This window comes from Saccharothrix sp. ST-888 (assembly GCF_000955975.1).
GTDB lineage: Bacteria > Actinomycetota > Actinomycetes > Streptomycetales > Streptomycetaceae > Kitasatospora.
Map to the genome: position 1 here is coordinate 109,389 of NZ_JYJF01000002.1, position 24,402 is coordinate 133,790.

The 24,402-nt window shown below is 70.2% G+C and carries 24 protein-coding genes; 10 read left to right on the forward strand and 14 right to left on the reverse strand.

The features are described from left to right. The first annotated feature begins 133 nt into the window (after window positions 1-133). A complete protein-coding gene (locus UK12_RS01850; protein WP_045298680.1) occupies window positions 134-1,111 on the forward strand; it encodes a helix-turn-helix domain-containing protein in 978 nt (325 codons plus the stop codon). A 60-nt stretch (window positions 1,112-1,171) separates the two neighbouring features. Here the strand turns inward: UK12_RS01850 and UK12_RS01855 are convergent, their stop codons facing one another. From UK12_RS01855 to UK12_RS01870, 4 genes are all read right to left on the reverse strand, one after another. Next, window positions 1,172-1,915: a histidine phosphatase family protein gene (locus UK12_RS01855; RefSeq protein WP_045298682.1), complete on the reverse strand. Its 744-nt coding sequence runs from the start codon at window positions 1,913-1,915 to the stop codon at window positions 1,172-1,174. 178 nt (window positions 1,916-2,093) lie between these two features. Further along, on the reverse strand, window positions 2,094-3,725 hold the full coding sequence (gene mctP, locus UK12_RS01860; protein WP_197084467.1) for a monocarboxylate uptake permease MctP: 1,632 nt from the start codon (window positions 3,723-3,725) through the stop codon (window positions 2,094-2,096). Beyond that, entirely contained in the window at window positions 3,722-4,015 is a 294-nt protein-coding gene (locus UK12_RS01865) for a DUF3311 domain-containing protein (RefSeq protein ID WP_045298684.1), read from the reverse strand. The genes mctP and UK12_RS01865 overlap by 4 nt, the downstream gene beginning before the upstream one ends. 301 nt (window positions 4,016-4,316) lie before the next feature. Next, window positions 4,317-5,108, reverse strand: a complete 792-nt coding sequence (locus UK12_RS01870; protein ID WP_063838196.1) for a GntR family transcriptional regulator — start codon at window positions 5,106-5,108, stop codon at window positions 4,317-4,319. Window positions 5,109-5,445: 337 nt separating this feature from the next. On the opposite strand from UK12_RS01870, the gene UK12_RS01875 reads away from it, so the two are divergent. The 7 genes from UK12_RS01875 (at window position 5,446) to UK12_RS01905 (ending at window position 14,987) form a co-directional block, all read left to right on the forward strand. Then, a complete protein-coding gene (locus tag UK12_RS01875; protein ID WP_045298685.1) occupies window positions 5,446-6,720 on the forward strand; it encodes an extracellular solute-binding protein in 1,275 nt (424 codons plus the stop codon). A gap of 89 nt (window positions 6,721-6,809) precedes the next feature. Next, window positions 6,810-7,829 carry a carbohydrate ABC transporter permease gene (locus UK12_RS01880; protein ID WP_045298687.1) on the forward strand — a complete coding sequence of 340 codons (1,020 nt, stop codon included), beginning with the start codon at window positions 6,810-6,812 and terminating at the stop codon, window positions 7,827-7,829. Beyond that, a complete protein-coding gene (locus tag UK12_RS01885; RefSeq protein WP_045298689.1) occupies window positions 7,826-8,665 on the forward strand; it encodes a carbohydrate ABC transporter permease in 840 nt (279 codons plus the stop codon). The genes UK12_RS01880 and UK12_RS01885 overlap by 4 nt, the downstream gene beginning before the upstream one ends. A gap of 2 nt (window positions 8,666-8,667) precedes the next feature. Beyond that, entirely contained in the window at window positions 8,668-10,200 is a 1,533-nt protein-coding gene (locus UK12_RS01890; protein WP_231590995.1) for a glycoside hydrolase family 3 protein, read from the forward strand. A 279-nt stretch (window positions 10,201-10,479) separates the two neighbouring features. Beyond that, a complete protein-coding gene (locus UK12_RS01895) occupies window positions 10,480-11,784 on the forward strand; it encodes an extracellular solute-binding protein (protein ID WP_045298691.1) in 1,305 nt (434 codons plus the stop codon). A gap of 181 nt (window positions 11,785-11,965) precedes the next feature. Further along, window positions 11,966-13,024, forward strand: a complete 1,059-nt coding sequence (locus tag UK12_RS01900) for an SIS domain-containing protein (protein WP_045298693.1) — start codon at window positions 11,966-11,968, stop codon at window positions 13,022-13,024. A gap of 445 nt (window positions 13,025-13,469) precedes the next feature. Beyond that, window positions 13,470-14,987, forward strand: coding sequence for a PAS domain-containing sensor histidine kinase (locus UK12_RS01905; protein ID WP_045298695.1), 1,518 nt, complete (start codon window positions 13,470-13,472; stop codon window positions 14,985-14,987). 368 nt (window positions 14,988-15,355) lie between these two features. Here the strand turns inward: UK12_RS01905 and UK12_RS01910 are convergent, their stop codons facing one another. Together UK12_RS01910 and UK12_RS01915 are read right to left on the reverse strand one after the other, a co-directional pair. Next, window positions 15,356-15,607 carry a WhiB family transcriptional regulator gene (locus tag UK12_RS01910; protein ID WP_014138019.1) on the reverse strand — a complete coding sequence of 84 codons (252 nt, stop codon included), beginning with the start codon at window positions 15,605-15,607 and terminating at the stop codon, window positions 15,356-15,358. Between the two features lie 362 nt (window positions 15,608-15,969). Next, on the reverse strand, window positions 15,970-16,941 hold the full coding sequence (locus tag UK12_RS01915; protein WP_045298698.1) for a diacylglycerol/lipid kinase family protein: 972 nt from the start codon (window positions 16,939-16,941) through the stop codon (window positions 15,970-15,972). Window positions 16,942-16,992: 51 nt separating this feature from the next. Between UK12_RS01915 and UK12_RS01920 the strand changes: the two genes are divergently transcribed. Beyond that, window positions 16,993-17,424, forward strand: coding sequence for a hypothetical protein (locus UK12_RS01920; RefSeq protein WP_045298700.1), 432 nt, complete (start codon window positions 16,993-16,995; stop codon window positions 17,422-17,424). Between the two features lie 60 nt (window positions 17,425-17,484). Here UK12_RS01920 and UK12_RS01925 read toward each other — a convergent pair whose 3' ends face one another. The 4 genes from UK12_RS01925 to sodN all read right to left on the reverse strand — a co-directional run bounded on the left by UK12_RS01925 (window position 17,485) and on the right by sodN (window position 20,324). Next, entirely contained in the window at window positions 17,485-18,564 is a 1,080-nt protein-coding gene (locus UK12_RS01925) for an RNA polymerase sigma factor SigF (protein WP_231590996.1), read from the reverse strand. A gap of 108 nt (window positions 18,565-18,672) precedes the next feature. Further along, window positions 18,673-19,086 carry an anti-sigma regulatory factor gene (locus UK12_RS01930; RefSeq protein ID WP_045298702.1) on the reverse strand — a complete coding sequence of 138 codons (414 nt, stop codon included), beginning with the start codon at window positions 19,084-19,086 and terminating at the stop codon, window positions 18,673-18,675. A gap of 230 nt (window positions 19,087-19,316) precedes the next feature. Beyond that, window positions 19,317-19,790 (reverse strand): GNAT family N-acetyltransferase, encoded by a 474-nt coding sequence (locus tag UK12_RS01935; protein WP_045298704.1) that lies wholly within the window; start codon window positions 19,788-19,790, stop codon window positions 19,317-19,319. A gap of 135 nt (window positions 19,791-19,925) precedes the next feature. Continuing rightward, window positions 19,926-20,324: a superoxide dismutase, Ni gene (sodN, locus tag UK12_RS01940; RefSeq protein ID WP_045298706.1), complete on the reverse strand. Its 399-nt coding sequence runs from the start codon at window positions 20,322-20,324 to the stop codon at window positions 19,926-19,928. Between the two features lie 193 nt (window positions 20,325-20,517). Between sodN and sodX the strand changes: the two genes are divergently transcribed. After that, entirely contained in the window at window positions 20,518-20,976 is a 459-nt protein-coding gene (gene sodX, locus UK12_RS01945) for a nickel-type superoxide dismutase maturation protease (protein WP_063838197.1), read from the forward strand. On the opposite strand, the gene UK12_RS42915 is transcribed toward sodX, so the two are convergent. The 4 genes from UK12_RS42915 to UK12_RS01965 form a co-directional block, all read right to left on the reverse strand. After that, on the reverse strand, window positions 20,960-21,556 hold the full coding sequence (locus UK12_RS42915; protein WP_045298709.1) for a CGNR zinc finger domain-containing protein: 597 nt from the start codon (window positions 21,554-21,556) through the stop codon (window positions 20,960-20,962). The genes sodX and UK12_RS42915 overlap by 17 nt on opposite strands. Window positions 21,557-21,667: 111 nt before the next feature. Beyond that, complete coding sequence (locus UK12_RS01955; protein WP_269431983.1) at window positions 21,668-22,459, reverse strand: amino acid ABC transporter ATP-binding protein; 792 nt, start codon at window positions 22,457-22,459, stop codon at window positions 21,668-21,670. Further along, window positions 22,456-23,430: an amino acid ABC transporter permease gene (locus UK12_RS01960; protein WP_045298711.1), complete on the reverse strand. Its 975-nt coding sequence runs from the start codon at window positions 23,428-23,430 to the stop codon at window positions 22,456-22,458. The genes UK12_RS01955 and UK12_RS01960 overlap by 4 nt, the downstream gene beginning before the upstream one ends. A gap of 35 nt (window positions 23,431-23,465) precedes the next feature. Beyond that, window positions 23,466-24,398 carry an ABC transporter substrate-binding protein gene (locus UK12_RS01965; protein WP_045298713.1) on the reverse strand — a complete coding sequence of 311 codons (933 nt, stop codon included), beginning with the start codon at window positions 24,396-24,398 and terminating at the stop codon, window positions 23,466-23,468. Window positions 24,399-24,402 lie beyond the last annotated feature (4 nt).

Here is a 24,402-nt window from a genome sequence, read left to right on the forward strand (position 1 = left end):
GGTGCCGAGCAGGCCGAGCGAGGTTGCGAGTGTCTCCGAGGTCATGCCCTCAACCCTCGTCCGCGCAGGTCGCAGCCGCGAGTGGCAGAAATGACCGGTTGCATCGAAATCCTGCCAACGGCATTCTGGGGGGATGCTGAAGAACGTCGTCGCCGTGGTGCTGGAGCCGGTCCACCCGTTCGAACTCGGCGTTGCCAGTGAGGTCTTCGGGCTCGACCGCAGTGACGACGGTCTGCCGGTGTACGACTTCGCCCTCGCCGCCGACCGCTCCGGCCGGCTCGCCACCCACGCCGGCTTCGGTCTCGACGTCCCGTACGGGCCGGAACGGCTGGCCGAGGCGGACCTGGTCGTGGTGACGGCGGTCGGACGGCGCGCGGAGTACCCACCGGCGCTCACCGAAGCACTGCGCGCCGCCGTCGAGCGCGGGGCGCGCGCACTGTCGATCTGCAGCGGCAGCTTCCTGCTCGGCGCCGCCGGGCTGCTGGACGGGCGCCGGGCCACCACGCACTGGAAGCACACCGACGAGATGGCCCGGCGCTTCCCGCTCAGCACCATCGACCCCGACGTGCTCTACGTGGACGACGACCCGGTGATCACCTCGGCCGGGACGGCCGCCGGGATCGACGCCTGCCTGCACCTGGTCCGCAAGCTGCAGGGCGCCGAGGTGGCCCGGGCGATCGCCCGGCGGATGGTGGTCGCCCCGCACCGGGAGGGCGGCCAGGCGCAGTTCGTCGCCCAGCCGCTGCCGGTGTGCGACGCGGACTCGCTCGGCGGGCTGCTCGACTGGCTGCGCCGCCACGTCGACCAGGACCTGACGGTGGACCAGCTGGCCGCCCGCGCCCACATGTCCCCCCGCACCTTCGCCCGCCGCTTCCAGGAGGAGACCGGCACCACCCCGCACCGCTGGCTCACCAACCAGCGCCTCCTCCTCGCCCAGCGCCTGCTGGAGAGCACCACCGAGCCCGTCGACGTGGTCGCCGCCCGCTGCGGCTTCGGCAACGCGGCCACCCTCCGCCACCACTTCGGCCGCTGGCTCGGCACGACACCGCTGGCCTACCGGCGCGCCTTCGCAGGCTGCTGGCCCAAGCTGGCCGACCGGTCCAGCCGCTGATCCGGGCGCTGAGCCGGGCCCGCCCGTCCGGTGCCGCGCCGAGGGCCTGAAAGGCCGGTGTCAGTCGAGGTGGGACACCGAGTTCCAGTGTTCGGGGCGCAGTCGGCCGTCCAGGGAGCGCCAGAGGCTGGTCGAGCAGTTGCGTACCGCGTGCAGCTCCAGCAGCTGGGGCTCGGTGAGGCGGTCCAGGATGTAGCGGAGCATCAGGACGGGGCAGTCGTGCGAGACCACCAGCACCGCTCTGCCGTCCTCCTCCTCGCAGAGGTCGCGCAGGAAGCTGCGCATCCGCAGCGCGACGTCGAGGAACGATTCTCCACCGGGGGGTCGGTAGTAGAGCTCGCCCATCTTGCGGCGGCGGGCGGCCTCGGCGGGGTGCTCCTTCTCGATCGCGGCGGCGGTCAGCATCTCCAGGATGCCGAGCTCTCTGTCCCGCAGGCGTTCGTCGTACCTGACCGGGAGCCCGACCGGCACCGCGCCGAGGCCGCAGGCCTGGGCGAGCGCGATCCTGGCGGTCTCGGTGGTGCGCAGGTAGGGGGAGCACCAGACGGCGCGGGGCCGGTCGGCGGCGGGCAGTGAGGCCCACCAGCGGCCGAGGTGGTGGGCCTGGCGCTGGCCGTGCAGGGAGAGCGGTATGTCGGCGTCCCGGCTGGTGATCGGGACGGTCAGTGCCCCGGTCTCGGCGGCGAGCTGGAACTCGACGTTGGCGGTGCTCTCGCCGTGCCGGGTGGCGATCAGGACGGAGGGCAGCGCACGCTGGGGGGCTGCGAGGCGGTGTCCGTTCAAAACGCTGGTGAGTTCTGCCATGACCGGTTCTCCCCGTTGGTGTCCGTGACTCGGTGGGGACGCGCGAGCCACGCGCACTCCATGGTCGCGCCCCCGGGACGATTGCGCCGCCGAGTGATCGCGCCGCCACCCCAGTGTTGACGGAGGTGACGGCGCGATCACAGGGCGCACGAGTCGGCGACGAGTGCGCCTGTCGGGGTCAGTGCGCCGCCACGGGCACCGGGGCGTCCTTCAGAGCCTTGTCCCCGGCCTCGGCGCTGTAGTCCGCCCGGCTGGTCTGGTCGACGCCGTCAGGGGCGTTGAAGGCCCGCAGGAGGAGGGTCAGCACGACCGACACCAGCAGGTTGAGCACGAAGGCGGTGAAGCCGATGTACCCGATCTCGCCGACCCCGGGGATCACCGCCGAGCTGCCGCCGAAGTGCTTGGTGGCCGGGGAGGAGACCCCGTACGCCTTCCAGGTGCCGTACACCATGCCGACCGCCCAGCCGGCCAGCAGCGCCCAGCGGTGGAACCAGCGGGTGAAGAGCCCGCCGACGATCGACACGAAGGTCTGCAGGATCCACAGGCCGCCGAGCAGCTGGAGGTTGATCGCGAACTGCTTGTCCATCAGCAGCACGAAGGCCAGCGCGCCGACCTTCACCAGCAGCGAGGCGATCTTGGCGACCTGGGTCTCCTGGGCGGCCGTGGCGTCCGGCTTGAGGAACTCCTTGTAGACGTTGCGGGTGAACAGGTTGGCCGCCGCGATCGACATGATCGCCGCCGGGACCAGCGCGCCGATGCCGATCGCCGCGAAGGCGATACCGGTGAACCAGTCCGGGAACATGTCCGCGAACAGCTGCGGCACCGCCAGCTGCGCGTTGTAGCCCTTGACGCCCTTGCCGACGCCCGCCGCGATGGCCATGAAGCCGAGCAGCGCCAGCAGGCCGAGCATCAGCGAGTACGCCGGCATGATCGCCATGTTGCGGCGCACGGTGTTGCGGGACTTGGACGCCAGCACGCCCGTCACCGAGTGCGGGTACATGAACAGCGCCATCGCCGAGCCGAGCGCCAGCGTGGCGTACGTCCACTGCGCGCTCTCGCCGGTCACCAGCGAGCCGACCGGCTTGCCGGTGGCCGGACTGACGGTGGAGAACTTCTGCGCGGCCGAGTCGAAGATGTGCCCGTAGCCGCCGAGCCGCATCGGGATGTAGATCACCGCGACGATGATCACGATGTAGACGAGCGTGTCCTTGACGAACGCGATCAGGGCCGGGGCCCGCAGCCCCGAGGAGTAGGTGTACGCGGCGAGCACCGCGAAGGCCAGGAAGAGCGGCAGGTCCTTGACGAACCAGTTGCTGTTCGCCCCGCCGCCCACGCCCAGCACGTCCAGCACCGCCTGGATGCCGACCAGCTGGAGCGCGATGTACGGCATGGTGGCCAGGATGCCGGTCAGCGCGACCGCGAGCGATAGCCCCTTGGAGCCGTACCGGCCGCGGACGAAGTCCGCCGGGGTGACATAGCCGTGCACCCGGGAGACCGACCAGAGCCGGGGCAGGAAGAGGAAGACCAGCGGGTACGCGATGATCGTGTACGGCACCGCGAAGAAGCCCGCCGCGCCGACGCCGTAGATCAGCGCGGGCACGGCGACGAAGGTGTACGCGGTGTAGAGGTCGCCGCCGAGCAGGAACCAGGTCACCCAGGTGCCGAAGCTGCGGCCGCCCAGGCCCCACTCGTCCAGGTGCTGGGCGTTGTCCGCCCGGCGCCAGCGCGAGGCCAGGAAGCCCATCGCGGTGACCAGGGCGAAGAACAGCAGGAAGATCGTCAGTGCGGTGACGTTCACGCCGTGGTTCATGCCGGCCCACCGCCCTCGGCGGCCGCCCTGCGGGCCTTCTCGTCGCGCTGGAGCAGCAGGTAGGCGCCGACCGTGAAGACCGCCGAGGCCGGCACCCAGAGCAGCTGGTACCAGTAGAAGAACGGCATCCCGCCGATCCCCGGGGTCACCTTGGTGTACGAGGACACCCAGAGCATCGCGACGATCGGGACGAGCAGGCAGATGCCGGCCAGCACCCGCTCCGGGGTCACGGCCGGGATCGCGCCGGGCGGCGCGCCGGTATCGGGCTTCGGGACTTCGGACGACGACATGTGTGCTCCGGCTGATGAGGGCTCACCTCGTCGGCGCCGCAGCGCACGGTGTCGTGCGCCCGCCGAGCAGCACCTGCGGTGATCGGCAGTCAGTACGGCTGCGAAATCTAGGGCCTGGGGTGACCTGTGTCACTACCCCGGACCGAAGATTCCGGATACCGGACGGGCCCGCGTCCCACCTCGTCAGGTCCGGCCGCCGAACCGCTCGGGGGCGCGAGCAGCCGCGCGGGCAACCGTGCGGCTCCGTGGAGCGCCGGTCGCGCGGTTCCTCGCGCCCCCGAGGAGCGTGCCTCGCCCCGCGTTACTCCGGGCGCTTGAGGCGGGTGATGAACTTGTAGCGGTCGCCGCGGTAGATGGAGCGGACCCACTCGACCGGGGCGCCCTCGGCGTCGAAGGAGTGCCGGGAGAGCTGGAGCATCGGCAGGCCGAGGTCGGAGCCGAGCAGTCCGGCCTCGCGCGGGTTGGCGAGGGTGGTCTCGATGGTCTCCTCGGCCTCGGCCACCGTGACCCCGTAGACCTCGCGCAGCGCGGTGTAGAGGGAGTTGTGCTTGGCCAGGTTGCGCCGCAGGGCGGGGAAGCGCTTGGCGGAGAGATGGGCGACCTCGATCGCCATCGGGTCGCCGTTGGCCAGCCGCAGGCGCTCGATCCGCAGCACCCGGCTGCCGGGCTTGATGTCGAGCAGCGGCGCGAGGTGCTCGTCCGCGCTGATGTAGCCGAGCTCGATCAGCCGGGAGGTCGGCTCCAGGCCCTGGGCCCGCATGTCCTCGGTGTAGGAGGTGAGCTGGAGCGCCTGGGCGACCTTGGGCTTGGCGACGAAGGTGCCCTTGCCCTGGATGCGCTCCAGGCGGCCTTCGACCACCAGTTCCTGGAGGGCCTGGCGCACGGTGGTGCGGGAGGTGTCGAACTGGGCGGCGAGCGCCCGCTCGGGCGGCACCGGGGTGCCGGCCGGCTGGGTCTCGGTCAGCTGCAGCAGATGGCGCTTCAGGCCGTAGTACTTGGGGACGCGGGCGGTCGGGTCGGCCGCTGCCTGCGTCGGCAGGCTCTTCGCCTGGGGGTTGTTCACCTGGGCAGTGCTGCCCCCGTCGCTGGTCATGGGCCGTATCTCCTGCTAGTTGCGGGGTCGTCCTTGACCCTGCTGCCTCGTTAACGGCACACATCGTTGCACGTATGTCCTGTCGACGGGGAGCTCATCACACGATGAACGATCTGCGGTGTCGGCTTGATAACGGGTGGTCCGAATTGCTCCGGCCACCGTTGACACGCCTATTGGTCTAGGCCAAGCTCCAGGCAGCTGGTCTACACCACTGCAGACCGCTCAGAGAATTCCCCACCCCTTCCCATGGGTTTGCGACACCAGTTCCTGCCGTTCCGTGCCGGTATGTCGCCCTCCCCGTGGGGGCACCCCGGGCATCCCTCAGGAGGATGGCGTAATGAAGCGTCAGCTCATCGCGGCGGTCGGCGTCGCAGCTATGGTCGTCGGTCTCGCGGCATGTGGTTCGGACGCCAAGAAGGACGACGGTGCGTCGTCGGGCGGCGCGAAGGACTACAACGGCAAGACCCTCAACGCCTGGTTCATGGACGGCTCGGCCCCGCAGGCATGGCAGGACGGCGTCAAGGCCGAGTTCGAGAAGCAGTTCCCGGGCGCGAAGCTGAACATCCAGATCCAGAAGTGGGACGGCATCGGCCAGAAGGTCACCACCGCGCTCTCCGAGGGTTCGGTCGACGTCCTGGAGATCGGCAACACCCAGACCGCGGGCTACGCGGCCACCGGCGGCCTGGCCGACCTCACCGGCGCCAAGGCGGACCTGGGCGGCAGCGACTGGGCCCCCAACCTGAACGAGTCCGCGGTCCTGGACGGCAAGCAGTACGCCGCGCCGTGGTACTTCACCAACCGCGTGGTGATCTACAACAAGGAGCTCTGGACCAAGGCCGGCATCGCCGCCCCGCCGAAGACCCTGGACGAGTTCTACGCCGACCTGGAGAAGCTGAAGGGCACCCCGGGCGTCAACAACGCGCTCTACCTGCCCGGTCAGGAGTGGTACACCTACTTCGGCCTGGTCACCGACGCGGGTGGCAAGATCGCCAAGCAGGACGGCGGCAAGTGGGTCGGCAACCTGTCGTCCCCCGAGGCCAAGGCCGCCTTCGCGACGTACCAGAAGCTGCAGAGCTACTCCAACGCCCCGAAGGACAAGGACGAGGCCACCCCGCAGCAGTCGACGCTGTTCCCCAAGGGCGACATCGGCGCGATGATCGGCCTCGGCTGGGAGGCTCCGGCCCCCAAGGACATGCCGGCCGACAAGGTGGGCTTCTTCCCGCTCCCGGGCAAGACCGCCGACAAGCCGTCCAGCGTCTTCCTCGGCGGCTCGAACCTCGCCGTCGCGGAGGCCAGCAAGAACCAGGACCTGGCCAAGGGCTTCCTGAAGATCGCCCTGTCGGACAAGTTCGAGGGCCAGCTCGCCGCCTCCGGCCTGATCCCGAACAAGACCTCGCTGAACAGCCAGGTCACCGGTGACTTCGCCAAGGCCGCGCTGCCGGCCTCCGCCAACGGCGCCGTCACCCCGAACGTGGCGTCCTGGGCCAACGTCGAGAACAACCCGAACCCGATCAAGGACTTCCTGGCTGCGGCCCTGCAGGGCGGCGACTACGACAGCCTGGCCAAGAAGTACGACGACGAGATCGGCAAGCGTCTCGCGCAGAAGCAGTAGTACCGGACGGCGCCGCACTCCGGTCTCCCCCAGGGGCCGGTGGGCGGCGCCGCCGTCCTGTCTTGGCCAGGTGTGAGGAAGAGAGAACGATGGCTGTGCATTCCGAGCGGGTGCAGACACGGTCCCCGAAGGAAGCGAAGACCGCCGGGGCCGCCACCGAGCCGGCCGCCGCGACCGCGGACGGCACCCCGAAGAACGCGAGACCCGCCGGCGGTGCGAGCCTGCTCTCCCGGAGCACGCCCTACCTCCTGATCCTGCCCGCCACTCTGGCGACCGCGGCGCTGCTGGGCTGGCCGCTGGTGAAGACGGGGCTGATCTCCTTCCAGAACCTGAACCGGCGCCAGCTGATCCAGCACCTGACCGAGTGGAACGGGTTCGACAACTACACGGCGCAGCTGAGCAGTTCGGAGTTCTGGCACACTGCGGGACGATCGGTCGCCTTCACCCTGCTCAACGTCTTCCTGATCATGGCGGGCGGCACCCTGGTCGGCCTGCTGCTGAACCGGCTCGGCAAGGGCATGCGGCTCTTCCTGTCCTTCGGCCTGATCATGGCCTGGGCGATGCCCATCGTGGCCAGCACCACGGTCTACACCTGGCTCTTCGACCAGCAGTACGGCGTGGTCAACTGGTTCCTGGACAAGCTGGGCTGGCACGGCATGGCCGACTACAACTGGTTCGGCAGCCAGCTCTCGACCTTCTTCGTGATCGTCCTGCTGATCGTCTGGGGCTCGATCCCGTTCGTCGCCTTCAACATGTACGCGGGCCTGACCACCATCCCGGCCGAGCTCTACGAGGCCGCCCGGATGGACGGCGCCGGAGCGTTCAAGATCTTCACCGCCGTGGTCTTCCCCAGCCTGCGCCCGTTCTTCCTCGCCACGACCTTCCTTGAGGTCATCTGGGTCTTCAAGTGCTTCACCCAGGTCTACGCGATGAACTTCGGCGGCCCCCAGCGGCTGACCGAGACACTCCCCGTCTACGCCTTCGTCGAGGGCTTCGGCAACCAGCACTACGGGACGGGTGCCGCCATCGCCGTGCTCACCATCGTGATGCTGGGCGCGCTGATGGCGTACTACTTCCGGATCATTCTGAAGCAGGAGGACGAGCTGTGAGGCGCTCGCTCATCGGACGCACCTGGCCCAACGTCATCGCCGTCGTCCTGGCCCTCTTCTTCCTCTTCCCGGTCTACTGGATGGTCTCGACGGCGTTCAAGCCGGACCGGGACATCATCAGCAGAACGCCGGTCTTCCTGCCGCTGGACGGCACCCTCGACCACTTCGACCGGGCGGTGCACGCGGACCAGTTCTGGACGATGGTCGGCAACAGCTTCACCGTCACCGTCTGCGCGGTGCTCGCCTCGCTGGCGATCGCCACCCTGGCCTCGTTCGCCATCGCCCGGATGAAGTTCCGCGGGCGCAAGGCCTTCGTCCTGATCGTCATGGCGGCCCAGATGGCGCCCTGGGAGGTCATGACGATCTCGATCTACATGATCACCCGCGACAGCGGGATGCTGAACAGCCTCGTCCCGCTCACCATCTTCTACATGATGATGGTGCTGCCCTTCACGATCTGGACGCTGCGCGGTTTCATCGCCGCCGTGCCCAAGGAGCTGGAGGAGTCGGCGATGGTGGACGGCTGCACCCGTACCCAGGCCTTCGTCAGGGTGGTCTTCCCGCTGCTCGCGCCGGGCCTGATGTCCACCTCGCTGTTCGGGTTCATCACCGCGTGGAACGAGTACCCGCTGGTGCTGATCCTGAACAAACAGACCGGTGAGGGCACCGCGCAGACCCTGCCGCTGTGGCTGACCTCCTTCCAGAGCACCTTCGGGAACGACTGGGGTGCCACGATGGCCGCGTCGACGCTGTTCGCCGTACCGGTCCTGATCGTCTTCCTGTTCCTGCAGCGCAAGGCCGTGGGCGGGATGACCGCCGGCGCCGTGAAGGGGTGACCGTGAGCATTCTCGTCCCCGCTGTCGCCGACAGCGACCAGCTGCACCGCGACGCCCTGACGGTCCTTCAGCCGGGTTTCGTCGGGACCGCCCCGCCCACCTGGCTGCGCCGCCACCTGGCGGCCGGCCTCGGCTCGGTCGCGCTGTTCGGCCGGAACGTCACCGACCCCGGGCAGCTGGCCGCGCTGACCTCCGCGCTGCGCACCGAGAACCCGGACGTCCTGGTCGCCATCGACGAGGAGGGCGGCGACGTCACCCGGCTGGAGGCCGGTTCCGGATCCTCCTGGCCAGGGAACCTGGCCCTCGGCGCGATCGACGACCCGGCGCTGACCCGGGACGTCGCCCGCGAGCTGGGCCGGGCGCTGGCCGCCTGCGGCGTCAACTACAACTGGGCGCCGTCGGCCGACGTCAACTCCAACCCGCGCAACCCGGTGATCGGGGTCCGCTCCTTCGGCGCCGACCCCGGGCTGTGCGCCCGGCACACCGCCGCCTGGGTGGGGGGCCTGCAGTCGGTCGGCGTGGCCGCCTGTGCCAAGCACTTCCCCGGTCACGGCGACACCGCCGTCGACTCCCACCTCGGCCTGCCGGTGGTGGACGTGGACGTGGACCTGCTGCGCTCGCGCGACCTGGTTCCGTTCAAGGCCGCGATCGCGGCCGGCGCCAAGGCCGTGATGACCGCTCACATCATGATCCCGGCGCTGGACGCGACGCTGCCCGCCACCCTCAGCCGGGCCGTGCTCAGCGACCTGCTGCGGGCGCGGCCCGCCGACGGCGGTCTCGGTTACGAGGGCCTGATCGTCACCGACGGCATCGAGATGGGTGCCATCGCCGACACCTACGGCACCGGCGAGGGAACCGTCCTGGCCCTGATCGCCGGCGCCGACGCGATCTGCGTCGGCGGCGGGCTGGCCGACGAGGGGACGGTGCTGCACCTGCGCGACGCCATCGTGGAGGCGGTCCGCGCCGGCCGCCTCACCGAGGAGCGCCTGGCCGACGCGGCCCGGCGGGTCCGCGGCCTGGGTAGCTGGGCCAGGATCGAGGCCCAGGGCGAGCTGGCCGAGCCCGACCTGGCGGTCGGCCTGCGGGCCGCCCGCCGGGCCCTGCGGGTGGTCCGGGCGCCGGGTGCGGCCGCCGCCGCGGTGACCGAGCGCCCGTATGTGGCCTCGTTCTCCCCGCAGGCGAACATCGCGGTCGGCGACGAGACCCCCTGGGGCGTGGCCGGCATGCTGGCGGCCCGCTTCCCGGGGACCCGGACGGCCAGGTTCGGCCCGGACGTAGAGCTGGACGAGGTGGCGGCCAGGGTGCTCGCCGGGGCAGCCGACCGCCGCCTCGTCCTGGTGGTCCGCGACGCGCACCGGCACCCGTGGATGTCCGCCGCGCTGGACCGGCTGGTGGCCGCCCGTCCGGACGCGCTGGTGGTCGAGATGGGCGTGCCGCAGGCCGTGCCGGTCGGTGCGCTGCACGTCGCCACCCACGGCGCGGCCCGGGTCTGCGGGCTGGCCGCCGTCGAGGTGCTGACCGGACAGTCGGTCTGACCAGCTGTCACGGCCCGGGGCCCGCTGGAGACTTCCTTCCGGCGGGCCCCGGGCTTTTCCGGTCCGGCGATGACCGTGTTCCCTCAAGGGAGCCTTAAGGGGGCCTTAACGGAACCCTAGGTGACGCGATGGGCACAGCCTGCGCACAACTCACAACAGGTCTGCAACATAAGCCACTTCACGTCCATGAATGCGTTGACGCCCGATGTGGTCTAGGCCAATATCCAGCCAGCTGGTCTGTACCACTGCGCAGACCTACCTGCTCCTCGGGAGGATTGCGTGAAACGTCAGCTGCTGGCTGCGGTCGGTGTCACGGCTCTGCTGGCCTCGGTCGCGGGCTGCGGCTCCGGCGGGCCGGCGAAGGCCGGTCCGGCCGCCGCCGATCCCAAGGACGCCACCGGCACGGTCTCCGTCTGGCTCATGCCGGAGGCCCAGAACAACTGGCCCGAACTGGTCCGTAGCGTCAACGGCCAGTTCGCCGCCAAGTACCCGAAGGTCCAGCTGAAGCTGAGATACCAGACCTGGAAGGACAAGGTCGGCAATCTCGACGCGGCGCTCAAGGACGGCAGCGCCCCCGACGTGGTCGAGCTCGGCAACACCGAGACCATGAAGTACATCCTCAGCGGCTCGCTCGCCCCGGTGGACAAGTCGACCTTCGAGAACTCCGACAGCTGGATCCGCGGGCTCGTCAACACCTGCACCTACCAGGACAAGCTGTTCTGCGTCCCGTACTACGCGGGCGCCCGGGTCGGCATCTACAACTCGGCGATGTTCCAGGACGCCACCGGCAGCGCCGAGTTCCCGAAGACCGAGGACGACCTGCGCACCGCGCTCGACAAGGTCCAGGCGAGGCACCGGGGCGACCGGACCTTCTCCGCGCTCTACCTGCCGGGCCCGTACTGGTACGCGGCGATGTCCTACGTCGCGGCGTACGGCGGCGCCATCGCCCGCTTCGACAGCTCCGGCAGCTGGCACGGCACGCTGCACGACGCCAGGTCGCAGCAGGGCATCCAGCACTTCGTCGACCTGGTGAAGACGTACAACCACGGCGACCTCACCGTCAACGAGGCCGACCAGAGCGGTGTCCTGGCCAAGCAGAAGGCGGCCGTGCTCTACGGCAACGGCTGGGAGGTGGCCGGCGCCACCGCCCCGCTCACCGGAGACCCGAAGCTCGCCGACAGCCTCAGGCAGGCCGTCATGCCCGGCCCGAACGGAAAGCCGCTGCCCTCCTTCATCGGCGGTTCGGACCTCGCGGTGACCGCCAAGTCGCCCTCGGCCGAGCTGGCCAAGGACTGGATCCGGATGTTCACCAGCGGCAAGTCCGAGCAGGTGCTCGCGGACAAGGACACCCTGCCGAACAACCTGACGCAGTTGGAGCAGCTGAAGACCAAGGCCGCCACGGCCGCCGCCGCCAACGCGGTGCCGGACGCCTGGTTCACCCCGCTGGCCCCCGGCTGGAGCGCGGTCGAGAAGCAGAACGTGCTGGTCGGCATGCTCGACGACATCCTGGGAGGCACGTCGGTGGACGCCGCGACCAAGGACGCGGACGCGGCGATCGACAAGCTGATCAACACCCCCTCCTGAGCCGCTCCCGGTGCGCCGTCCCCGATTCCGGACGGTGCACCTGGTGTGCTCGGGCCCTCCGACCCCCGTAGGATCGTCGGAGGAATCATTCGCAGCGAGTGTGCGGACTCGCCGCCGTAAGAGGTCCCCGTCAGGCATCCGTCCGACGGGGGTTCAACCATCTCATCGGAGGCACATCCAGATGTCCGACCCGCAGACCACTTCCGTCCCCGGCCGGATCATGGCGGCGGAGATGGCCGAGCAGCCGGCCGTCCTGCAGCGCATCCTCGACGAAGGCGCCCCCAAGATCCGCGAGATCGCGGCCCAGATCGCCGCCCGCGCCCCGCGCTTCGTCCTGCTGACCGCACGCGGCACGTCCGACAACGCGGCGCTGTACGCGAAGTACCTGATCGAGGTGCTGCTGGGCAAGCCGGCCGGCCTCACCTCGATGTCCACCACGACGGCGTACGGCGCCAAGCCGGACCTCGCCGACGTGCTGGTCATCACCGTCAGCCAGTCCGGCGGCTCGCCGGACCTGGTGGCCTCCACCAAGGCCGCCCGCGAGGCCGGTGCCATCACCCTGGCGGTCACCAACAACGCCGGCTCTCCGCTGGCCGAGGTCTCCGAGTTCCACATCGACGTGCTGGCGGGCCCGGAGAAGGCGCTGCCGGCCACCAAGACCTACACCGCCGAGCTGCTCGCGCTGTACCTGCTGGTGGAGGGCCTGCGCGGGGGCGACGGCGCGGCCGCCAAGGTGCTGCCCGAGCTGGCGGCCCGGATCCTGGCCCGCCACGGCGAGGTCAGGACGCTGGCCGAGCGCTACCGCTTCGCCCAGCGCCTGGTCATCACCTCGCGCGGCTACGGCTACCCGACCGCCCGCGAGGCGGCGCTGAAGCTGATGGAGACCACCTACATCCCGGCCTCCCCGTTCTCCGGCGCCGACCTGCTGCACGGCCCGCTGGCCATGGTGGACAACGTCTCCCCGGTGATAGCGGTCGTCCCGGACGGCAAGGGCGGCGAGGCCCTGCAGCCGGTGCTGGACCGCCTGCGCGGCCGGGGCGCCGACCTGGTCGTCTTCGGCCAGCAGGACCAGGTGGACGCCGCCTCCGCAGGCTTCGTGCTGCCCGCCGGGGTCCCCGAGGAGATCCAGCCGATCCTGGAGATCCTCCCGCTCCAGCAGCTGGCCTACGAGGTCACCATCGCCCGCGGCCAGGACCCGGACGCCCCCCGCGCCCTCGCCAAGGTCACCGAGACCCACTGACGCGCGCAGACGGCAGCCCCCGACCTCGCCGGCGAGGTCGGGGGCTTCGTCGTTCGTCGCTCACGGGGTGCGCGTGCAGGGTGCCCCGGGGCGAGGCGCGCTGTCCGACCGCGGGGGAGCAGAAAGCACTACGGGCCACGGCGCCGACACAGGACCCTCAACCCGTGCGGCACCGCAGCCCGGAGCTGTCGTCGGGCGCCTCCACCGACCGATGGCTGTGCGGGGCCTTCGGGCGATCGGCGACCGACCGAGGAGCTGCCTCGCGCGGTCAGGGCAGTTGCGCGGGGGCGGCTCCTTGGTGCTCTTTCATTGTGGACTAGACCAATTCGGTTGTCCAGGGAGGTCCGCAAATTGGTCTGGACAACTTCCCCGGAGGCCCCGGCACCGGCCGGCTCGACGGACGGCCGCCGGGCCCGGCGGGCCCCCCTCCGGTTACGCTCGCCATGTGCCCTCGCTGAACGAACTCGTCCGCCGCCACACCACGCTGACCGGTGCCGATGTGGAGTGGCTCCACATGCTGGTCTCGGAGTGGCAGCTGCTCTCCGACCTCTCCTTCGCCGACCTGGTGCTCTGGATCCCCACCTGGGACGGCATCCGATACGTCTCGGTCGCCCAGATGCGCCCCAACACCGGGCCGACCTCGTACCAGGACGACATGGTCGGCCACCTGGTCCCGCGCGGCCGCCGTCCGCTGCTGGACGCGGCCTTCGACGAGGGGCGGATCGTCCGCGAGGGCGACCCGGAGTGGCGCGAGGAGGTCCCGGTCCGCGTCGAGTCGATCCCGGTCCGACGTGAGGGCCGGGTACTCGGGGTGATCGCCCGCAACACCAACCTGCTGACCGTGCGCACCCCCAGCCGGCTGGAGCTCACCTACCTGCAGAGCGCCTCCGACCTGGCTCAGATGATCGCCGCAGGAACGTTTCCCTACCCCGCCGAGCAGACCGACATGGACGCCGCCCCCCGGGTCGGCGACGGCCTGATCCGGCTGGACGCCGAGGGCATCGTCACCTACGCCAGCCCCAACGCGCTCTCCGCCTACCACCGGCTCGGCCTCACCACCGACCTGGTGGGGAGTCATCTCGGAAGCGCCACCGCCGAGTTGGTCCCGCCGTCGCGCAGCGCGGTGCACGAGGCACTGGTCAAGCTGGCCAGCGGCTGGGCACCGCGGCAGACCGAGGTCGAGGTGCAGGGCGGAGTGGTCACCCTGCGGGCCATCCCGCTCAAGCCGAAGGGCACGCTCACCGGTTCGCTGGTGCTCTGCCGGGACGTCACCGAGCTGCGCCGCCGCGACCGGGAGCTGATGACCAAGGACGCCACCATCCGGGAGATCCACCACCGGGTGAAGAACAACCTGCAGACGGTGGCCGCACTGCTGCGCCTGCAGGCCCGCCGGATGGACTCCGAGGCCGGGCGGGCCGCGCTGGACGAGGCCGTCCGCCGGGTGGGGTCGATCGCCATCGTGCACGAGACGCTCTCCCAGGCGCTGGACGAGAAGGTGGCCTTCGACGAGATCGCCGACCGGGTGCTGGCGATGGTCAAGGAGCTGTCCCAGGACGGCCGCGTGGTGACCAGGCGCACCGGCAGCTTCGGCATCCTCCCCGCCGAGATCGCCACGCCGCTGGCGATGGTGCTCACCGAACTGCTGCAGAACGCCCTGGAGCACGCCTTCGGTACGAAGTCCGAAGGAAACCTGGAGGTCGGCGCGTTGCGCGGCCGGGCTCCCGCGAGCGGCAAGGGCTGGTCGGACAGCTGGAACAGCGGCGCCAGGCCGGCCGAGTACCTGCTGATCACCGTGCAGGACGACGGCACGGGCATGCCCGAGGGCTTCGATCCGCAGCAGGCGGGCAACCTCGGCCTGCAGATCGTCCGCACGCTCTGCACCAACGAGCTGGGCGGCACCTTCGACATGGTCGCCGCACCGGGCGGCGGTACCAAGGTGGTCCTGGAGATCCCGATCCGCTGAGCCGGACCCCGGGACCGGCGGGCGGAGTCGGCGGGTGGGACCGGCGGAGCCGGATACAGAAACGAGGCCCTGTCGACCGGGGGGGTGGGTCGACAGGGCCTCTCAACCCGTTCCGGCCGTCGGGGGGAGTCGGCCGGAACGGGGGCTCTTTTGGTGGTGCGACGCCGGGCCCGTGTGTTGCACACGGTGAGCGTCACAGGTCCACAGTATTGCTCTAAGTGAACAGTATCAAGTGGCCTGGCCGCTCGGCGTGGTCCGGACCTCGCCGAGGCGCGGCCCGTCCTGCGGAAGGCTCGGCCGCTGTCGCGACCGTGGTCGCGGGGGCGGAGCCCTTGATCATGGGTTGATCAGGTCGAGCTGAGTGTGTATCAGGCGGTGCGGGCGCGGTTGCGGGCGGCACGGCGCTTCATCGCGCGGCGCTCGTCCTCGCTCATTCCGCCCCAGACGCCGGCGTCCTGGCCGGTCTCCAGCGCCCACTGCAGGCACTGCTCCATGACGGGACAGCGGCGGCACACGGCCTTGGCTTCCTCGATCTGCAGCAGAGCGGGACCGGTGTTCCCGATCGGGAAGAAGAGCTCCGGGTCCTCTTCGCGGCAGACAGCGCGGTGGCGCCAGTCCATGTCCAACTCCTCCGGTCGGTGGGCGGGTGGCCCGGCCGACTCACTCGATGGCGGCTTGTGAATGTGAACGCTTTCACGAATCCCGCAACAGCAAAAGAGACCAAGGCCCGCCCGGGCCTGGGTGGTCTGTACTGGGGTGGGGTTCGGGCGGATCAAGGGAGCCGTCGCCTGCCACGCCCGTCCTGCGGGGTTGCTGGGACGTGTCCCGATCGCCATGTAGAGGTTCGCAAACCTCGGGCCGGGATACAACCCCCTTCGGGTAGGAATTTTTGATTCTTCGGTGTCGCCTAGCTCACAGCCCGTACTTCTATGGGGTGAAGGGGGCTTGTGCGTTCGAGAAGAAGGGGGAAACCCCCTTCTGGTCACACAATCACACGCAGTGCCCGCCGAACGCCTGTGAAACTGACGCGACTCCTGTCTCCAAGGTGGTCCCCGTCGACCTGAAACGGGGCCGGTTCCTGTGAAACCAAGGTGAAGTGTCTGACGTCGTGATAGGAGACGACGTGCTTTCCCCGTGGGCCAACCGGCCCCGTGGGGCCATTGGCAGGACTGTGCGAACGCAGAATCTGACGGACCGTTCGAGCCGTACCGAACGCCGTCATTCGAGTGATACCGAAGACATCAAGATCGGTGTCGAAGGAGGCGGAGGGCGAGGGGACCACCGGGCGATTACCCAGAAAGGTCCATGGCGAGGTGTTGGAGACTATCGCCATCACCAATCCCGGCACCGACTCCTCGCCATTGATCTCCAGGTGAATCGGGCCTTTCCGGCGATGCTCACGCTCCGTGATGTAGTGCCTGACCGCCTGATTGACGTACAGCGCGTGCGTGGACCGGCGGCCCGACCTGCGCTGCTCCTCGACCCGGCCCACCACGCCGGCGTCGAAGCCGAGGCCCGCGGTGAAGGTGAACCAGCGGTCCGGCAGGCCCTCGGTCATCGCCTTGCCCAGGCCGATCGCCCGCTCCCGCCCCTGCTCCACCGCGTCCAGCAGGATGCTGGTCGCCTCCACCGGGTCGTTCGGCAGGCCCAGCGCGCGGGCGAAGACGTTGGTGCTGCCCCCGGGAACCACCGCGAGCCGGGGCAGCCGCTCCGCCGGGCCGTGCGAGAGCAGCCCGTTCACCACCTCGTTGACGGTGCCGTCGCCGCCGAGTGCCACCACCAGGTCCACACCGTCCTCGACGGCCGCCTGGCGGGCCAGGTCGCGGGCATGGCCCCGGTACCGGGTCTCCGCGACATCCAGCTTCAGATCGCTGCGCAGCGCGTGGATGAGCACATCGCGGGTGCGTCCACTGGTGGTGGTGGCCTTGGGGTTCACGACCAGGAGAGCGCGCATGTCGATCAGCCTACGGGGCCATCCGGAGAAGGCGGCGGTTACCCTGCTGGAGTGACCGCAGAAACTACCGCGCAGACTCCGAGCAGCCCGGCCCCGAGCAGGCCGGGCCCATTGCTCAGGGGCGCCGTCATCACCGCGCTCGAAGGGGCCGTCCTGGCCGGCTGGGGCATCTACGACATGGTCTCGGGGCTGCTCGGCGACTCGGCGGCACTCGGTCGCAGCGAGTTCGGCGGCGTGGTGCTGCTGCTGATGGGCCTGCTGCCGCTGGCGGCCGCGTGGGCCCTGCTCAGGCTGCAGCGCTGGGGCCGCAGCCCGGCCGTGCTGACCAACACCATCTGCCTGCCGGTCGCGTACTACATGTGGCAGGGCGACGGCGTGATGCCCGCACTGGCGGTCGTGGTCGTCGCCCTCGGCCTGGCCGGCATCGTCAGCCTGCTCAACCCCCGTGCCACCGAGGCCCTTTACGGTCGGCAGGCCGACTGAGGCCGGCCGGGCAGGACCGCACGCGTACGGCCGGAGAGCTGGGCTCTCCGGCCGTACGCGTCACTCCTCGACGAGCAGCTTCTCGCGCAGCTGCGCGAGCGTGCGGGCCAGCAGCCGGGACACGTGCATCTGCGAGATGCCCACCTCGGCCGCGATCTGGGACTGCGTCATGTTCCGGAAGAACCGCAGGACCAGGATCTTCTGTTCGCGCGGCGGGAGTTGGGCGAGCAGCGGCTTCAGCGACTCGCGGTACTCGACGCCCTCCAGTGCCTCGTCGGTGGCCCCCAGGGTGTCCGCCACGGCCGGCGACTCGTCGTCGCTGTCCGGGACGTCCAGCGAGAGCGTGGAGTACGCGTTGGCGGACTCCAGGCCCTCCAGCACGTCCTCCTCGGAGATGCCGAGGTGCTCCGCCAGCTCGTGCACCGTGGGGGAGCGGCCGTGCCGCTGGGAGAGCTCGCTGGTCGCGGTGGTGAGCGAGAGCCGGAGCTCCTGGAGCCGGCGCGGCACTCTCACCGCCCAGCCCTTGTCGCGGAAGTGCCGCTTGATCTCTCCGACGATGGTCGGAGTGGCGTAGGTGGAGAACTCCACCCCGCGCTCGTGGTCGAAGCGGTCCACTGACTTGATCAGTCCGATGGTGGCGACCTGGGTGAGGTCGTCCAGTGGCTCGCCGCGGTTGCGGAAGCGCCGGGCCAGGTGCTCGACCAGCGGGATGTGCATCCGGACGAGCTGGTTGCGCAGCTCGACCCGGTCCAGGGACCCTTCGGGCAGCGCCGCCAGCCGGACGAAGAGTGCTCGGGCGGCCTCCCGGTCCGGCGCGCCGGACCGGTGCCGGTCCTGCGTGGGCACCGCGCTGCGGACCGCCTCGGCGGCGGCCTTCAGCTCCTCGGCCGTCAGCGCGTCGACGAGGTCGTCGTCGGCCGCAGGACCTTCGTCCTGGGCACGGCCCGGCTGCTGGGCGTCCGGCTGCTGGTCCGGCGTCGGGTCGGTCGGCTGGCTCATCCGATGGGTGTCCTTCGGGTGCACGTCGTCTGCGGCGTTTCGGGAGTGGTACGGGGCGGCGGTGCTCGCCTGGGGCGGCACGGCCACGTCGGCGGTGGCGGCCGGCCTGCCGGCAACACCTGTGCGGTCCAGATCACTCACGGCGATCACCCGTTCCGTTCCGGGAGCACTTCACATTGGTTGTACCGCACTGCGGTACGGGGGAGCCGTACGCGCGGCAGATCGCGCGTACGGCTTCACGGCCGGCTCTCACCCCGCGGTGGTCGCACCGCCGCGCTTCTTGTGCAGGCTGATCGACACCGTGTTGTCCGGGCCGACCGAGGAGTCCACCTCGCCGGCCAGCGCCGAGAGCACCGTCCAGGCGAAGGTGTCCCGCTCGGGGGCCTTGCCGTCCGTGGTCGGTGCGGCGACGGTGACCCTGAGCGAGTCCCCGACCAACCGGAACTCGCAGCTGAGGATCGAGCCCGGCACCGCCTGCTGAAGCAGGATGGCGCAGGCCTCGTCCACCGCGATCCGGAGATCCTCGATCTCGTCCAGGGTGAAGTCCAGCCGGGCCGCGAGGCCGGCGGTGGCCGTTCGCAGCACCGAGAGGTAGGCCCCGGCTGCGGGCAGCCGGACCTCCACGAAGTCCTTCACTCCGGGCTCGCCGTCGATCTGGGACACCCTCACCTCCTGGGTGACGCGCGGTGCTTGCGGCCCTGCGGCCGCGGCACTTCCTGTTGCTTGGCTCAACTGCTTCGCCCCAACTGTCCAGAGGGGTGGTGCGGTACGTACCGGTCATACCCACCCGGGAGAGGCCGGAACGCCGCGCATCCGCCCGAGACGTTACCGCGAGAGGAGGCCCGATGTCGCGATCCGGGCCAGCCGTCACGGGAACGAGCGACGGACACGGATCAGCCGCCCAGTTCCCGGAGGGCGTCATCGGTCAGCCGGAACACCGTCCACTCGTCCATCGGAACGGCGCCCAGCGACTTGTAGAACCCGATCGAGGGCTCGTTCCAGTCCAGGACGGACCACTCCAACCGGGAGTAGCCGCGCTCGACGCAGATCCGCGCCAGCTCGGTCAGCAGCGCCTTGCCGTGGCCGCCGCCGCGCTCGGTCGGGCGGACGTACAGGTCCTCCAGGTAGATGCCGTGGGTGCCGCGCCAGGTGGAGAAGTTGCGGAACCACAGCGCGAAGCCGACCGGCTCGCCGCTGGCGTCGTCCTCGGCGATCAGGCCGAAGACGGCCGGGTGCTCGCCGAACAGCGCGTCGCGCAGCTGCTCCTCGGTGGCCCGGGCCTCGTCCAGGGCCTTCTCGTACTCGGCCAGCTCGCGGATCATGGCGTGGATGACGGGGACGTCGGTGACTGCGGCGGTGCGGATCATACGGCGAGCGTACTCGCGGACCCACCGCTGCCGGGAGGGCGTTTTCGCAGTCCGGGACGCCGGGGGCGCCCGGAACGCCCGAGGGCCCGGTCGCTGCGTGTGCAGCGGCCGGGCCCTCGGAGGTGCCGATGGTGATCAGGCGGCCTTCTTGGTCTCCCAGAAGATCGTGTCGATCTCGGCGATCAGGTCGAGCAGCGCCTGGCCGGTGGCCGGGTCGGTGGACGCCTTGGCGGCCGAGGCGGCCTTGCCGGCCCGGTTGAACAGGTCGTGCAGCTCCGGGTACTTCTCGAAGTGCGGAGCCTTGAAGTAGTCGGTGTACAGCACGGAGAGGTGGTGCTTGACCAGCTCGGCGCGCTCCTCCTTGATGACGATGGCGCGCGTCCGGAACTGCGCGTCCTCGTTGGCCTGGTACTTCTCCTGAGTCGCCTTCACGGACTCGGCCTCGATGCGGGCCTGGGCCGGGTCGTAGACGCCGCAGGGGAGGTCGCAGTGGGCGTGCGCGGTGGCTCGCGGAGCAAACAGACGAGAGAACATGGGAGTCCTTCCTTAGATCGTCTTCCCGCGCCTGAGATTACCTCTCCGCCCGCCCGGTTACGTGGTTGGGCCGGGGGCCTAGGGCAAAAGAAGGAGGTTCAACCGGTTGATTTCGGGCGGCCTTCGGAACCCGGCCGGGCTGGGGGATGCTGAACCCGGCACACCGGGACACGACGGAGCTGGGGGAACACGGATGACGGGCGGTCGGATGGACGGCGGGGAGCGTCCGACGGGCGGCGGGCTGCTGCCGTTCGGGGTGGTCGACGTGGCCGGGCCGTCGATGCGCCCCACCCTGCTGGCGGGCGATCAGGTGGTGGTCAGGTACGGCGCGCGGATCCGGCCCGGCGCGGTGGTGCTGTTCCGGCACCCGCTGCGGCAGGACCTGCTGGTGGTGAAGCGCGCGGCCGGGCGGCGCCCCGGCGGCTGGTGGCTGCTGTCGGACAATCCGCTGGTGCTGACGGACAGCCGGGAGTACGGCGCGGTGCCGGACGACCTGGTGCTCGGGCGGGTGCTGCTGAGGGTGCGTCCGCGCCCGGCCTGGCTGGCCCCGGCGGCCGCGCTGGAGCGGGCGCTGACGTACGGTCCGCTGGCCCGCTGCGGCCGGCTGGCGGCCCGTCTGGGGGTCTGCCGTCCGGTCAGCCCCGAACCGTGAGCGCCTGCGCGGCCCGCTGGGCCTCCTCGCGCTTGCGGGCCCGGTACGCGGCGACGTTGGCGCGGGTGGCGCAGCGGTCCGAGCAGTAGCGGCGCGAGCGGTTGGTCGAGGTGTCCAGATAGGCGTTGCGGCAGGGCGTGGCCTGGCAGATGCCGAGCCGGTCGACACCCAGCTCGGTGAGGTGGATGGCCAGGCCCATGCAGGCGACGGCGGTGAAGTTGGCGGCGGCGGTCGGCGCGTTGTCGGCGAGGTGCAGGTGCCAGCGCGGCTGCCCGGCCTCGTTCAGGTCGTCGTGCCCGGAGACCAGCGGGCTGACCGGGTACTCCACCATCAGGCTGTTCAGCAGGTCCACCGCCCTGACCTGGTCGCCCTCGGCCGCCGACTCGAAAACCCCGCGCAGCCGGACCCGCACGCCCCGCAGCCGGGGCAGGTCGCTCTCGTCCGCGAGCGAGGCGGCCCGCGAGGGCGCGCCGAACAGGGCCCGGACGGCGTCCACGGAGGTCAGCGTGTCGGTGCCGCGGTCGGGCTCCTCGCTGTTCACCAGCCGGACGGCGTAGTCGGCGTACGAGGCGAGCTCCACGGTGGTCCTTCCAAGGGCCGGTAACGGGCGAGCTGGGTCCAGGGTATTACCTGCCGGGGGAACGCGTCGGCGCCCGGCAGGAATGGTCCTGCCGGGCGCCGGGCGCTGGGGTCAGAGCACCTTGGAGAGGAAGGCCCTGGTGCGTTCGTGCTGGGGGTCGGTGAGGACGTCGCGGGGGTGGCCCGACTCGACCACGACGCCGCCGTCCATGAAGACCAGCGCGTCGCCGACCTCGCGGGCGAAGCCCATCTCGTGGGTGACGACGATCATCGTCATGCCCTCCTCGGCGAGGCCGCGCATGACGTCCAGGACGTCGCCGACCAGCTCGGGGTCGAGCGCGGAGGTGGGCTCGTCGAAGAGCATCAGCTTGGGCTTCATGGCCAGCGCACGGGCGATCGCCACCCGCTGCTGCTGGCCGCCGGAGAGCTGGGTCGGGTAGTTCCCGGCCTTGTCGGCCAGGCCGACGCGCTCCAGCAGGGCCATCGCGCGCTCCTTGGCGGCGGCCCGGCTCTCCTTCTTGACCTGCACCGGCGCCTCGATGACGTTCTCCAGGGCGGTCATGTGCGGGAAGAGGTTGAACCGCTGGAAGACCATGCCGATGTCGCGGCGCTTGAGGGCGACCTCGCGGTCCCTGAGCTCGTGGAGCTTGCCGCCCCTCATCGCGTAGCCGACCAGCTCGCCGTCCACGGACAGCAGGCCGCCGTTGATCTTCTCCAGGTGGTTGATGCACCGCAGGAAGGTCGACTTGCCGGAGCCGGAGGGCCCGATCAGGCAGAACACCTCGCCCTGCTCGACCTCCAGGTCGATGCCCTTGAGCACCTCGACCAGCCCGTAGGACTTGCGCACGCCCTCGGCCTTGACCATCGGCTCACCGGAGGTCCGGGGTTTTGCCAGGTCGGTCATACGTGACCACCTCCCTCAAGGCCGGGGACGACGTCGGACCTGCCGCTCGGCACCGGCTTCCCGGCGAACAGGCCGCGCAGCCGCGCCAGCGGTGTGGGCGGCAGGGTCCGGGTCGTCCCACGTCCGTAGTACCGCTCGATGTAGTACTGCCCGATGGTCAGCACCGAGGTCAGGAAGAGGTACCAGAGGCTGACGGTGATCAGCAGCGGGATGGTCTGGAAGTTGCGCGAGTAGATGTTCTGACCGGCCCGGAAGAGCTCCTCCAGGGCGATCACGCTGACCAGCGAGGTGGTCTTGAGCATCGAGATGGTCTCGTTGCCGGTCGGCGGGATGATCACCCGCATGGCCTGCGGGAGGACGATCCGGCGCATGGTCTGGAACCGGCTCATGCCGAGCGCGTGCGCGGCCTCGCCCTGGCCCTCGTCCACCGACTGGATGCCGCCGCGGACGATCTCCGCCATGTAGGCGGCCTCGTTGAGGCCCAGGCCCAGCAGGGCCGCAGTGAACACCGGGATCAGCGAGTTGGTCGACTCCGACCAGAACGAGGGCCCGAACGGGATGCCGAGCGACAGTTTCGGCCACAGTGCGCCGAGGAAGTTCCAGAAGACCAGCTGGACCAGCACGGGGGTGCCGCGGAAGACCCAGATGTAGAACCAGGCGGTGGCCGACAGCAGCGGGTTCGGGGACAGCCGCATCACCGCGAGGATGATCCCGCCGAGCACGCCCATGACCATGGACAGCGCGGTCAGCTCCAGGGTGACCCCGAGGCCGCGCAGGATGCTCGAGTCGAACAGGTACGTGCCTACGACGTTCCACTCGAAGGCGGGGTTGAAGATCAGGGCGTGGAGCAGCATCGCCGCCAGCACGGTGATGACGACGGCTCCGGCCCAGCGTCCGGGGTGGCGAACCGGGACGGCCTTGATGGTGGCCGGCGGTCCCGGTGTCACCTCCCCCTGGTCGGGAGAGTTCACGTTGGTGGCCTCGGGGGGTGCGTTCCGGCGGGGGGTCAGCTCTTGGCGGCGTTGATCTCGGACTTGGTGATCGCCCCGGCCTCGACGCCCCACTTCTGCAGGATCTGCTGGTAGGTGCCGTCGTCCATCAGCGACTGGACGGCGCCCTGGACCGCCTTGGTCAGCGGGGAGCCCTTGGCCAGCGCGATGCCGTACGGGGCGCTGTCCCGGGTCTCGCCCAGCTTCTCCAGCTGGCCGTTGGTCTGCTTGACGGCGTAGTCGATGACCTGCGAGTCGGCGCTCATGACCTGGTCGCGGCCGGACACCAGGGCGGTGGTGACGTCGGTCTGCAGGTCGAACTTGTCGCCGTCGTTCGGCACGGTCGGCTTTCCGGCCTTGGTGCAGGCCGGGTTGATGTTGCCCTTGATGTCGTCGACCTCGGTGGTGCCGGTCTGGACGGCGATCTTCTTGCCGCAGAGGTCGTCGGCGGAGATCTTGTCCGGGTTGCCCTTCTTGACCGCGAACGCGATGCCCGAGTTGAAGTAGGTGACCATGTCGACGGTCTGCTCACGCTCCTTCGTGTCGGTGAAGGAGCTCATTCCGAGCTGGAACTTCTTCGCGTCGATACCGGGGATGATCGCGGTGAAGCCGGAGTTCTGGACCTCGGCGGTCAGACCCAGCTTCTGCGCGATGGCGTTGGCCAGGTCGACGTCCATGCCGACGACGTTGCCCTTGTCGTCCTTGAACTCGTCCGGTGCGTAACTGGCGTCGGCGCCGACCACCAGCTTGCCGCTCGCCTTGACGTCGGCGGGGACGAGCGCGGCCAGGGCCGGGTCGGCGGTGACGGCCTTGACCGAGGCGCTCGGGTTGGCGCCGGTCGAACCGCCGGAGGAGGAGCCGCTGCTGCCGCAGGCGGTGAGCGCGAGGGTGGCGGTGGCGAGGACGGCGCCGGCCGCGAGGAGGCGGGAGCGCGAGGTGCGGACGATCATGAGG